The sequence below is a fragment of the Lacinutrix neustonica genome (assembly GCF_026625145.1).
In the GTDB taxonomy this organism is placed as follows: domain Bacteria; phylum Bacteroidota; class Bacteroidia; order Flavobacteriales; family Flavobacteriaceae; genus Lacinutrix; species Lacinutrix neustonica.
In genome coordinates this window covers 3,221,582-3,234,508 of the sequence record NZ_CP113088.1, presented here as the reverse complement: position 1 = coordinate 3,234,508, position 12,927 = coordinate 3,221,582, and the positions used below count along the sequence as shown (strand labels likewise).

Annotated in this window: 8 protein-coding genes and 3 pseudogenes; 3 read left to right on the top strand and 8 right to left on the bottom strand. The window is 36.0% G+C overall.

Annotation, left to right across the window (positions count from 1 at the left end; all coding sequences use genetic code 11):
- Positions 1-202: 202 nt before the first annotated feature.
- Positions 203-1,513 carry a ribosome biogenesis GTPase Der gene (der, locus tag N7U66_RS17515; protein ID WP_267676294.1) on the bottom strand — a complete coding sequence of 437 codons (1,311 nt, stop codon included), beginning with the start codon at positions 1,511-1,513 and terminating at the stop codon, positions 203-205.
- Between the two features lie 99 nt (positions 1,514-1,612).
- On the opposite strand from der, the gene N7U66_RS17510 reads away from it, so the two are divergent.
- Positions 1,613-2,110: a GTP-binding protein gene (locus tag N7U66_RS17510; protein ID WP_267676293.1), complete on the top strand. Its 498-nt coding sequence runs from the start codon at positions 1,613-1,615 to the stop codon at positions 2,108-2,110.
- 6 nt (positions 2,111-2,116) lie between these two features.
- On the opposite strand, the gene era is transcribed toward N7U66_RS17510, so the two are convergent.
- The gene (gene era / locus N7U66_RS17505) at positions 2,117-2,998 is read right to left on the bottom strand and encodes a GTPase Era (protein ID WP_267676292.1); all 882 of its coding nucleotides are present in this window, start codon (positions 2,996-2,998) and stop codon (positions 2,117-2,119) included.
- A 525-nt stretch (positions 2,999-3,523) separates the two neighbouring features.
- Between era and N7U66_RS17495 the strand changes: the two genes are divergently transcribed.
- A complete protein-coding gene (locus N7U66_RS17495) occupies positions 3,524-4,549 on the top strand; it encodes a helix-turn-helix domain-containing protein (RefSeq protein ID WP_267676291.1) in 1,026 nt (341 codons plus the stop codon).
- Here N7U66_RS17495 and N7U66_RS17490 read toward each other — a convergent pair.
- The gene (locus tag N7U66_RS17490) at positions 4,541-5,170 is read right to left on the bottom strand and encodes an SOS response-associated peptidase family protein (RefSeq protein WP_267676290.1); all 630 of its coding nucleotides are present in this window, start codon (positions 5,168-5,170) and stop codon (positions 4,541-4,543) included. The two genes, N7U66_RS17495 and N7U66_RS17490, sit on opposite strands and share 9 nt — an antisense overlap.
- 341 nt (positions 5,171-5,511) lie before the next feature.
- Here N7U66_RS17490 and N7U66_RS17485 point away from each other — a divergent pair, with 341 nt between their 5' ends.
- Positions 5,512-6,066 carry a hypothetical protein gene (locus tag N7U66_RS17485; protein WP_267676289.1) on the top strand — a complete coding sequence of 185 codons (555 nt, stop codon included), beginning with the start codon at positions 5,512-5,514 and terminating at the stop codon, positions 6,064-6,066.
- 160 nt (positions 6,067-6,226) lie between these two features.
- Here N7U66_RS17485 and N7U66_RS17480 read toward each other — a convergent pair whose 3' ends face one another.
- The 5 genes and pseudogenes from N7U66_RS17480 to N7U66_RS17460 all read right to left on the bottom strand — a co-directional run bounded on the left by N7U66_RS17480 (position 6,227) and on the right by N7U66_RS17460 (position 12,807).
- Complete coding sequence (locus N7U66_RS17480; RefSeq protein WP_267676288.1) at positions 6,227-6,706, bottom strand: heavy-metal-associated domain-containing protein; 480 nt, start codon at positions 6,704-6,706, stop codon at positions 6,227-6,229.
- A 35-nt stretch (positions 6,707-6,741) separates the two neighbouring features.
- Positions 6,742-8,513: pseudogene (locus N7U66_RS17475) on the bottom strand (efflux RND transporter periplasmic adaptor subunit).
- 74 nt (positions 8,514-8,587) lie between these two features.
- Positions 8,588-9,070 (bottom strand): DUF305 domain-containing protein, encoded by a 483-nt coding sequence (locus tag N7U66_RS17470; protein ID WP_267676287.1) that lies wholly within the window; start codon positions 9,068-9,070, stop codon positions 8,588-8,590.
- An 18-nt stretch (positions 9,071-9,088) separates the two neighbouring features.
- Positions 9,089-11,585, bottom strand: a pseudogene (locus N7U66_RS17465) (heavy metal translocating P-type ATPase).
- Positions 11,585-12,807 (bottom strand): annotated as a pseudogene (locus N7U66_RS17460) (TolC family protein). The pseudogenes N7U66_RS17465 and N7U66_RS17460 overlap by 1 nt, the downstream one beginning before the upstream one ends.
- Positions 12,808-12,927 lie beyond the last annotated feature (120 nt).

Sequence of the window (12,927 nt, the reverse complement as noted above, 5' to 3'; positions counted from 1 at the left end):
GACTCAAATCGATTTACCATGTTTAGGATTTTAGTAAATTTCACCAACCAATTAACAACTTAAAATATTACCAAAAAAAAACTAGTGTTTCTTGCAATATTTTGATTACTCCCAAGTGTGAACACTCTAAGCCGTAATAGTTTAGAACCTACTACATCTAAGCGTATAGGGTTAGAAACCGATTTGCTTGGCCAATTAAAAATTACTTTTTACGCATATAAACACTAACGGGAACACCATTAAAGTCAAAAATCTCTCGTAATTTGTTTTCTAGAAAACGTTTGTAAGGATCACGAACATATTGTGGAAGGTTACAAAAAAATGCAAATTGCGGTTGTGGTGTTGGCAGCTGCATAATATATTTAATTTTTACAAATTTACCTTTATATGCTGGTGGGGGATAGTTCTCAATAATAGGCAACATCGTGTCATTAAGAACACTTGTTTTAATTTTCTTACTTCTGTTTTTATAAACTTCAACAGCGGTTTCAATAGCCTTGTAAATACGTTGTTTTGTTAATGCTGAAATAAACACAATAGGCACATCTGTAAACGGTTCCATTTGCGAACGAATGTATTTCTCTACCTCATTAGTTGTTTTATGATCCTTTTCTACTAAATCCCATTTATTCACTAAGATCACGATCCCTTTACGGTTTCTTTCCGCCAACCAAAAAATGTTTTGTACTTGACCATCGAATCCCCGATTAGCGTCAACAACGATTAAACACACGTCACTATGCTCTATGGCACGTACGCTTCGCATTACAGAATAAAATTCTAAATCTTCTTTTACTTTAGATTTTTTTCGAATCCCAGCAGTATCTACTAAATTAAAATCAAAACCAAAGCGATTGTATTTAGTATCTATAGAATCTCGGGTTGTACCAGCAATATCTGTAACGATGTATCTGTCTTTACCTATAAGTGCATTAATAAAAGACGATTTTCCTGCGTTTGGCCTACCAACGACTGCAAAACGTGGCAATATTTCCTCCTCTTCATCACGAGGTTCTACCTCCGGCAAAGCTTTTACCAAGGCATCTAATAAATCTCCTGTCCCACTACCATTTATACTAGCAATAGTAAAATAATCTCCTAAACCTAGGTTATAAAACTCAACAGCATCTTCTTCTCGTTTTCCGTTATCTACTTTATTAACGACAAGGAACACTGGTTTGGTCACTTTACGTAATAATCGGGCCACATCTTCATCCATTCCTGTGACACCGTCTTCCACATTCACCATGAAAATAATGGCATCGGCTTCTTCAATGGCTAATACTACTTGTTTATCTATTTCTGCCTCAAAAACATCATCACTCCCTTTAACATAACCTCCGGTATCAATCAATGAGAATTCTCTACCATTCCAATCACTTTTTCCATAATGACGGTCACGAGTTACGCCACTCACTGCATCTACAATGGCTTCTCGGCGTTGAATTAAACGGTTAAAAAATGTTGATTTTCCTACGTTTGGTCTTCCTACTATGGCTACTATACTATTCATATCTTATCTTTTTATCTGCTTTACATATCCTGTAAGCGAGCGCAAAGGTAGTGTTTAGTTTGAGAAAAAATAGTATTTTACATTCATTATGAGATAATTATGAACGAAACATTAAACGACGTGGTACTGCGTCCCCGATTTAAAATAACATTAAACAAAAATAACGAACACGTCTTGAGCGCTTTTGATTCTAAAAAACAGAATCAAGAACAATTTATAGTCTCCGGAGTTGATGACCACATTTTTATAAAATTACCTAAAAAGAAACAGAAATTTTGGTCACCACAATTGCATTTAGAAATCAATGAAACGGCATCTAATAAAAGCATTGTGTATGGTTTATTTGGACCCAACCCAACGGTTTGGACGCTCTTTATTTTTCTCCATTTCGCTGTTGCTGGACTATTTACAGCATTCGCCATATGGACCTATTCCAACTGGGCTTTAAAAGAAGCGTATGCCCTGCAAGTTTGGGGAATGGTTTTAATGATTATTATCTGGTTTGTATTATATATTGCTGGCCGGGTAAGCAAGACCTCTAATCAAAAAGAAATGAACGCTTTATACCATTTCATGACTACTGTAATAAAACAGTAATGGCGTTTACTGATTGTATCCAAAGCGTCTTAACTGGCGCTGATCACTTCTCCAATTCTTGTTGACTTTTACATAAAGTTCTAAATGCATCTGTTTGCCAAAAAATTTCTCTAAATCTTTTCTTGCTTCAACGCCTACACGCTTTAACGCACTGCCTTTATGACCGATTATAATCCCTTTTTGGGTTTCACGCTCTACCATAATAACAGACCGCACTCTTATGATGTTTTCTTCTTCAAAGAACTCTTCAGTATCTATTTCTACAGCATAAGGAATTTCCTTTTTATAATGCATTAAGATTTTTTCGCGTATGGTTTCGTTTATAAAAAAACGCTCCGGTTTATCTGTTAATTGATCCTTAGGGTAATAGGCAGGAGACTCCGGTAGCAATTCTATTATTCTATCGAAAACAGCTCTAACATTAAAACCTTCTAGAGCAGAAATGGCTATTATTTCGGCGTTTGGGACTTTTTCTGCCCATAATTGCACTTGCGTTTCCAGCTGTTCTTGATTGGATTTATCTATTTTATTTAATAATAATAACACTGGAATTTTCGCGTTAGTTATTTTTTTAAAAAAGGCTTCGTCCTTTAATTCTTGTTCTCCAATTTCAACCATGTAGATTAATACATCGGCGTCATCAAAAGCCGATTTTACAAAATCCATCATTGAGGCTTGTAATTCGTATGCGGGTTTAATAATTCCTGGTGTATCACTCAAAATAACCTGAAAATCTTCACCATTTACAATCCCTAAGATACGATGACGTGTCGTTTGTGCTTTTGAGGTGATAATGGATAATTTTTCACCAACAAAGGCATTCATTAATGTTGATTTACCAACATTTGGATTCCCTATTATATTTACAAAACCTGCTTTATGAGCCATCTTCAACTTTTTTTATAGTGCAAATTTACAATCTTAATCCCTAAGTAGGAGAATATCCGGAAACAATGTTGAGACTGGAGCTAGAAAAAGACCTTTTATAATTAACCAAGTAAAGGGTGGTCGTATAAAATAGTATTGAGTAATAGAACCCAATACTATTCCTATGACCTGGTGCAGAAAGCTATTTCTTTCAAACTTTTTTACCACCTACAAAACTCACCACAAGCGCTGCTAGACCCAAAGCTATAGTAATATAAGCGTTCGTATTGTCCTGAGCCTCCATGCTTAACGGTCCAATGCTCACTGAAGCTTCGGCATGATTAAGGTGTAAACCCCATATCCTAATAAAATAATTCCGACTATTAAAAGCACACTTTTTATTGTTTTATTCATAATTTAATTAATTGATTTAGATAAATGTAACTATTAATTGTGATCCATTTCAACTAAAATCGCATGTATTTAACAAACTTTTAAAAAAAGTAAATAAATTAATGATTTATATTTACAAAATAATTTTAACCAATGAAAAATATAATTATTACTGCGGAGAACACTGCCGATACAGTAAAACAACTTCAAGAAGTGATTGGAGGTCATCTTGTTGAACGCTGGGGTGAGTTTACTTTAAGTGTTGACAATGACATTGCTAAAGGCAGTATACGTTTTATTACTTTCGATTGGGGAGGAAGTCTTTTAGAGTATGATATTATATTTTTTGAGGAGGTCGTTCTAAAATTGGATACTTCTCAGTATAACCCCATTCACTTTACCTATTGCCTAAATGGATTTTGTGAACACAGATTTGAAATGCATGATCAAAATAAGCGTTTGGAACAATTTCAGTCTGTAATTATCACCAGTAAAGATGGAGGGTATAATTATAATTATTTTCCAAAAGCGGTTAAATTGGAAATCAATGTCATTCAAATAAACAGAGTAAAATTTATCAATAAACGTTTAAATGACGCTTCTCAGCTGAATAAAAAATTATATGAAGTTTTTCATGACACCGATCATGAAAATACATTTTCTTATTTTGGGACTTATAATTTAAAACTTGCCGATAGAATTTCGGCATTAAGAAAGATTAAGCAGAGAGGCATAATGCGCTTGTTATTAATTGAAGGTCAGGTCTATCAAATTTTAGCCTTACATATGACTCAGCATAATAAAGATACTAGTAACAAAAACCATAAATCGTCCCTAACAAAAAGAGAGCTCAATACCGTGAGAACCATTGCTCAAAATATAGCCACTCATGTATCAAAAGATTATAATTTAGACGATTTATCCTATGAGTCCGGTTTATCTCAAGCCAAGCTTCAAGAGGGCTTTAAATTATTATACACAAGAACAGTTACAGAATATATAAGACATGCCCGATTAGAAGAAGCTCGAGATTTAATGAACACAACAGATATGAATATCTCTGAAATTGTTTACACGATTGGGTTTAGCAGTAGAAGTTATTTTTCTAAGATCTTTAAGAAAAAATACAAAATAAGTCCGAGTAAATTTTTAAAAAGCAAACAGATGGTTTTAAGCTAGTACCAATTGCATATCCTCACAATTCAACGTGCTATTCCCTAAAATAATTTTAAGATCTGCTTGATCTGTATTAGGATTCAGCCACGTGTTATAAAAATTTCGATTTAATATAATTGGGGCACTGTCATTCAAATTTTTAATTCTAGCGTCATGAGCCCATTGTTTATTCGTGACTATAGAACACGTTATAAAGCCGTCTTTCGTTTTATTATAAATTCCAGCGATATAAAGCAAGGTATTATCCGGGTTTTTTACGAGATATGATTTTAATTTCCCATGGTCTAAGTAAGAGGTATAAAATCCTGTCGCTAAAACTATACAGCGCCGCTCCATAATCGCTTCTTCGTACAAAATGTGATCATACAGCTTATTATCTTCTACAGTTAGTGTATTAATCCTATTTTGAAATTTTGACCATTTTCCAGTATAATTATTGGGTAATATGCCCCGGATGGCGTGGCTTATTTCTGAATCGTTTTCCATCGTTATAATTGGAATGGACACTTCCTTTAATCCATCAATTATAGTTTTAGGCTTATAGAGATAGGGATATTTAAATTTAAGATTTAACGCCCGCTCTATTGTCTCTTTACCAGCCGTATTTGAAAGTCTGTAATTCATAGGTAGGTTTTTTTTACAAATCTAATTTTTACTTCGGTAGTATCTGTGTTCATTTGCTATTGTCATTGACTTAAATCGCAAAATAAATTTTTAATTTTCACAAAACTACTATTCTTTTTTCTGTTAAATTAACTTAAATAAATCTTGGTATCTGTTAAAAATTCATAAAAATACGTGGCGTTTATCAAATGAGTTAAGCCAGATTTTTTTTGAGCCAATGTAATGGTTGCTCTCGATGTAATTTTGATTGAAACTAACAATGTAAATCTCTTGTATGGAGCATACCTGTACAGAGTATTTCAGTTTACTAAAATTTTATTAACCTTTAAAAACTTAAAAAAATGAAAAATTTATTATACACTTTTGCGATCTTAGTAGGCACTACTGCATATGCACAAGACAGCGATGCCCCAGTAGACCATATGGAAAGCACAAAAATAAAAACGGAGCGAGTAAAGGAAAACGGGAAAACGGTAGAAACTAAAGTGAAAGTGGTTACCAAAAAAGAACAAGAAGTTAAAACCGACCCAAGACAAGCAAATCAGCGTGATGCCAATCAAATTATAGCCCCAACAAAAGTAACCCAAACAGTGTTGGTGGACAGCGATCAGGATAATAATTATGAAGCTGAAAGCATTATCTCTTATTACGAATACGATGATATGAAATATGCTTTTAAGACAAACAAAAATGGGTTTGTAGTCTCTACAATGGATGGCGATAATGAAATTATTTTTGGTAAAGCCGGACAATCCTCTAAAGAAGATTTATATATTTTTAATACCACCACGTATTACGGTGTTGGCTATTTTGAGGGCAATTACTTTGTAGTAGATTATTACAACAAAGACAATAATGTTTTGATGACTCAAAAATTCGAACAAAGTAAGTTCTAAAACCTGTTTTTAAAGAATTAAAAAAACCTATTATTAACTTAATAGGTTTTTTTATGCAAATAACAAAGTCTTTTAGTTAATCCTATGAAAGGCTTTCACCAATAGTCATTGCGAGAAAGACTACACGGCAAATATTAGATTAATTAGTGAGTGCCTAATATTATTTATCTTCCATAGTCTGATTCATCATCATATCGTGGTCGTATTTACAACAGCCTGGTAAATTTTCATAGGCTTCTTCACTTCCTGCAACTTTATCAGTATCATATCCGGATGCTGCGATGGCATTATGAATAGCCATGACATTCGTTTTAGTATCGTCAAAAGACACCTCTATTTTCTTTTTATCTACATCCCAAGATGCCATTGTTACCCCTTCAACTGTATGAGCGGCTTTTTCAATAGTGCTTTTACACATACCACAGTTGCCTCTTACACCAAAAGCCATGGTCTGCATCGCTATTTCATTCGATGTATCGCTAGTCATTTCGGTTGTTGACGTTTCAGCTTCTTGTTTAGTTTCATTTTTACAACTATTTAAGCTTATAAGCGCCATTACAGCGACACTCAAAATCACTGTTTTACTCACTTTCTTTAAATTGTCGTTTTTGTGTTCTTGTTTTCTGTTTAAAAAATTCATTGTTTTATATTTAATGGTTATTACTGGACTATTTTTTACTCTATCACTTGTTTTACTTCACCACAGGTGAGCATTGCTTTTCCAAAATAAGGATTTATTACTTTTTTTTCTTTACTCAACCAATAGGCTCCCTTATTATTATCTGCCATGGGACAGAATTGATGATATACTTTTTCATTGATGCCAAATACTTCAATCGCAATTGATAAATAGGAAGACAGAATTTTAAAATATTCTCTTTGCGTTTTGATCTGTCTTGTTTTTGAAATTGACGTGATTGAAGTTTTCATTTCCTTTTCTAAATCCATCCAATGGCTGTGTGCGTCTTGATTTGTTAATTGTTCCATATCAACCCTAAGTAATTGAGCTAACAGTCTTTTTGATTCGGCCTGTACCTTTTTTGAATCATCCTTTACTAAAGCATCTTTTAATTGAATATATTGATAGAACACCGCCTTTAATTGCGCTTGGAAATCTTTTGAAGCAACAATCCTCTCATTCTTATTGGACGGATTTTCTTTAGTTCTTGAAGTCGTTTCTTCCATGCCGAGATGTCCTTCCTGCTCGGGTGTTGATTGCTCACTTTTGTTATTCATCATTGATTTTTTGCCATGCAATTGCGCAGCGGCATCCACCGTAAATGTGCCATTAGTGACTATTTCATTGCCAACAAATAAACCTTCTACTACTTCGTAGTCATTACCCACTTGATGGCCTAAAACGATTTCCTGCATCTCAAAAACAGGTTGGTCCGGATGCGTTTTTAAATACACCACAGAGCGCTCACCCGTCCACAATACTGCAGAAGACGGAATCGTTAACACGTGTTCTTTACTAGTAATAGCGCCCAGTATATGCCCTTCAATAAACATTCCTGGTTTAAACAAATTGTTCTCATTATCCAACACCACACGTAAGGTGACCGTGCGTGTTCGTGAATTTAAAACCGGATCTATAAAAGCTACTTTTCCCTTAAATTCTTTATTTGGATAAGCTTTTGTCGACACAATAACCTCCTGCCCTTTTTTAAAAAGGTCTATTTGATTTTCGTACACATCAAAATTTCCCCAAACCGTATTCAGGTTGGCAATTTTTAATAATGGTTGTCCTTGTTTGACATAATCCCCTTGTTCTACTAATTTTTCGGTCACTGTTCCGTAAACGGTGGCATACACAGGGACATTTTCCTTTACTTTTCCGGAGGTTTCAATTTGATTGATTTGGTTTTCAGAAAGCTTCCATAATTTCAGTTTATTACGTACCGCTTGGTATAATGCGGGTTGTGATTCTTTTAGGCTTGAAGCCGTAATTAACTCCTGTTGTGCCGCATAAAGCTCGGCGAATAAATGGTTGCTAAGATCTGCCCTTTGCGCACCTGTTCACCTGTAAAATTCACATTCAACCGTTCTAGTCGTCCTGGAAAATAACTCACTTGTACCGCATTAGATGCCTCATTTTCAATAATCTTACCTGATAATTTAATACTATTATCTGCCACCATGCCTTTACCTACAACAGTCGTTTGAATGTTGGCCAATGCCATGGCATTTTCGGTCAATTTGAATTGGTCTGCTAACAAGCCATCACTCCCCCTTTCAGCAGGAATTAATTCCATACCACAAATAGGACAATCTCCAGGTTCGGGTTGCATAATCTGTGGGTGCATGGAGCAGGTCCACATTTGATTCGTTTCTGTCACGGCTTCGTGATTGTGTTCTGCTTCTTTCTTTGATGAACTACCAAAAAGCAACCACCCTAGAAGTAGTCCTATGACTAATACAGCCATATAAATCATGTATTTTTTCATCGTTCTTTTATTTAATTTTAAACTACTCGGCAGTCCCTTCAACCGCGTTACAACCTCGTTGCTGGGTTACCTATTTATTTTTCACTTTCCAATCGTTTAATCATGGCTTTCATTTCGCCAATTTCTTTACGTTGGGCTTTAATAATGTCTTCTGCTAATTTTTTTATTACTGGGTCTTCAATAGCTGCTCTTTCACTGGTTAATATCGCTATTGAATGATGAGGAATCATGGCTTTCATCCGGAGCACGTCTCCAATTATTGGCGCTTGTGCTCTAACTAATCCCAACGCCGCAGCGAACAGTATAAAGCTGCCTGCGAGTATGGCGATGTTCTTTTTTTTGTTTTTATACATATGTTGCATGAAAAACCACATGATGACTGCCATTGTTGAAATACCTAAACAGGTCATATAAAATCGTGTTAAACTAAAGTAAACGTGGTCTATGGCGTATGTATTGAGATACATGGTGATGTACATGGCTACAAATGAGCAAGCCAACATGATAAAAAATGTTTTGTAGTTTCCGTTGTTTGAGTGTTTGTTTGAATTTTCCATAATTATTTGATTTAATAGTTACACTTTAATAGTTCTTAATCGTAAGGCGTTTGCAATCACCGAAACCGAGCTAAAACTCATGGCCAATGCGGCAATCATAGGGGAAAGTAAAATTCCGAAAAAAGGAAATAACACACCTGCTGCAATGGGCACACCTAAGGTGTTATAAATAAGTGCGAAAAATAGATTTTGCTTAATATTTCTCATCACTGCATGACTTAAATTCCTTGCTTTTACAATGCCGTGTAAATCGCCTTTTACCAAGGTAATCATGGCACTTTCTATCGCCACATCAGTTCCTGTTCCCATGGCAATACCAACGTCGCTTTTTGCCAATGCTGGCGCATCGTTAATACCATCGCCTGCCATGGCAACGACTTTGCCTTGCGCTTGAAGTTTCTCAACCACTTTCATTTTGTCTTCGGGCAGCATACTGGCCTTAAAACCGGTAAGTTGAAGTGCTGTAGCTACCGCCTGTGCGGTGTCGTGATTATCTCCTGTTAACATGATAACAGCAATGCCTTTATCTTGAAGTACTTTAATCGCTTTTGCACTCGTTTCTTTTATTTTATCCCCAATAACAACGTAACCCACCACTGCTTTATCTATTGATAGATAAGATACGGTTTTACCCTGTTTTTGATAGGCTTTAGCTTCTTCCTGCATAGCGATTGTTAGGTCTGCTTTCGCATAATCCATCATTTTAGGGTTACCTAAAGCTACTTTTTTATTGTTAATCGTGGCTTCTACACCTTTTCCTGTAACCGCACTAAAGTTGTTTGATTTTAATAGTTCAGCATGATGTTCTTTCCCATATTTTACGGTGGCTTCCGCTAAAGGATGTTCACTGTTTGTGTTTAACGAAACAATGTATTGTAGCACCTCTTTTTCATTTAAGGCATCGCCAAAAGCACCTACCGTTTCTACCGTTGGTTTTCCTTCGGTAATCGTTCCCGTTTTATCAATAATTAATGTATCTACTTTATCTAATTTTTCTAGTGCTTCGGCATTTTTAATCAATACACCATTTTGAGCCCCTTTACCTACACCGACCATTACAGACATGGGGGTCGCCAAACCTAATGCACATGGACAGGCAATGATTAATACGGCGATAGCATTTACAAAGGCATATACATAAACAGGCTCCGGCCCCCAAATGGCCCAAATAGCAAAGGTTACCAATGAGATTAATACCACTATGGGCACGAAGTATCCCGAGACTTTATCTGCTAAATTTTGAATGGGTGCCCGACTTCTACTCGCATCGTTCACCATATGAATGATTTGAGATAACAAGGTATCACTACCCACCTTTTCGGCTTTCATTAAGAAAGATTGATTGCCATTGATGGTACCACTGCTCACGTTATCATCCACAGCCTTGTTTACAGGAATGGGCTCTCCCGTAATCATAGATTCGTCAATAGTTGTTTCGCCTTCGGTGATGATGCCATCCACAGGAATTTTATCGCCTGGTTTTACTTTTAATATATCATTAAGTAGTATTTTATCAATGCTTACTTCAATTTCTTCGCCATCTACTATTTTTATAGCTTTATTAGGCGCTAGTTTCAGCAGTTCTTTGACTGCTGAATTGGTTTTGCTGTGCGCACGCGCCTCTAATAACTGACCTAATAAAACCAGGGTTAAAATAACCGTTGCGGCTTCAAAATATACGTGAACTGCCCCTGATTCGGTTTTAAATTGTGCTGGAAATATATTTGGAAACAGCATCCCAAACACACTAAATAACCACGCGACTCCTGCACCTATTCCAATAAGGGTAAACATGTTGAGATTCCATGTTTTAATACTTCTATAGGCACGTTCAAAAAACATCCAGGTGGCGTAAAAAACTACTGGAATGGATAACACGAACTGAATCCAATTCCATTGTTTTTGCTCCAATATATCGTACAATGGATTGTTAGTCAGCATTTCACTCATAGCGATTAAAAAAATAGGCAAAGTGAATATGGATGCCATCCAAAATTTCTTTAACAGTTTATTATAGGTTTTTTCTTCGGCCGAAGCGTCTGCTTCCATAGGCACTAAATCCATGCCGCATATAGGACACGAACCCGCTTCGTCTTTTACAATTTCTCGGATGCATTGGGCAGGTCCATTGTTCGATTGGAGTGGTTGATAGATTTTGTTCTTCGACTAAATCCATGCCACAAACAGGACAATCCCCTGGTTTGTCGTAGGTTTTATCGCCTTCGCAATGCATCGGACAATAAAATGTACCTGTACCTTTCCCTTTAGGTTCTCTTACCTTTTTTTCTTCGTGATGATGTTCTCCCGGATGATGAATACTATAGCTTCCACCATCCTTTTTTAAGGCTTCTTGAAAGGTTTCTATCGCAACATGTGAGTCCATCTCGATAGTAGCTTCAGCCTTTTCTAAATTGACAGAAGCTTTTGTAACCCCTTTCACTTTAGATAAGGTTTCTTCCACGTGATTTCTACAACCATTGCAGGTCATTCCTTTAATGTGATAGGTATGTTTCATTATTGCTGTGTTAAATAATTTATTAATGCTGTTTGCACATAATATGTTTTAACCGATTCTATTTGGTTCATTTGAAATTTTAGCTGCAATTCTTGAATGTCTAGTACATCATTAAAATCAATAGTTCCTGTTTCGTAATTTTTGATGAGAATGTCTTCGGCATCTTTGGCGTGTTTCAGATTTTTTGATTGCGTATTGAATTTGATACGCGACTGATTTCTCATGGCTATCGCTTTCGCCAAATCGGACTCCAAACTGTTCAAGCGCTCATCTTTTTGAGATTGTATTTCTTGTTGGCGCAACTCATTCTGTTTGGTGATAGACTTATATCGGTTATTAAAAATGGGTATTGTAATGGAGACCATAGGCATGAAAACATCCTTACCGTTATCCATGGGGTTCAAATCTGTTCGCTGTGAAACTGGAGTGTAATCCAATCCAAAACCAAACATAGGTTGGGCTTCACGTAGATTGAGGCGTTCTAATAGTGATACTGACGCGTAGAGTTTATCATACTTAAGTAGTTCGGGTTTAAAGAAAGGGCTTCAAATGAAAATTGCACCTCTTCCTTGGATATTTTCAAGGTGTCAACCACTATAATCTCCATATCATACTCTCGATTCAACAAACTATTTATTGCCGCTTCAATACCCTTTGATTGTTGCGCCAACACCTCTTTGTCCTGTTGCAGTTCATTCTGTCGCATCTGCAATCGCAATACATCTACTGCAGACGCTTTACCTACCGCAACTGATGTCAGGGCAAGGCGTTCATAAGTTTGCAACAATTGGATGTTTTCATCAAGCACCCTTTGTTTTGCTTGTATTTCATATAATTGATAATACAATTGGGACACAGAAAGCGCCAATTTTCGTTTTGCAATGGTAATTTCCACATCATCGGCATCTGCCATAGCGGTGGCGTAATTTTCTCGTGCGGTAATGGTACCAAACCATGGCAGCATTTGTTTTACCGAAAAGCGGGCACGCTGCGCGCCTACTCGAGTTTCAGGTTCACTAACAAAATACCCTACGCTCAATTCGGTATTGGGAATCCAATGAGCCTCGTTCACCTTTTCTGAAGTGATGTCATAACGCAACTCGTATTTCTTTATTTCCGGGCTGTTGGCATAGGCTTCCGTAATGTAAGTTTGTAAATCTTGACTTTGTGCAAAAAGAACAAAAAATAAAGAACAGAGAACAAAGACGCTTCTGAAATTCATTTGATAACTATATTTTTTCTTTTGTTTCATATCTGTCTCTTTTCTCTTGTCTATTCTCTCTTATCTATTCTCTCTTGTCTATTTTCTCTTGTCTATTTTCTCTTGTCTCTTTTCTCTTGT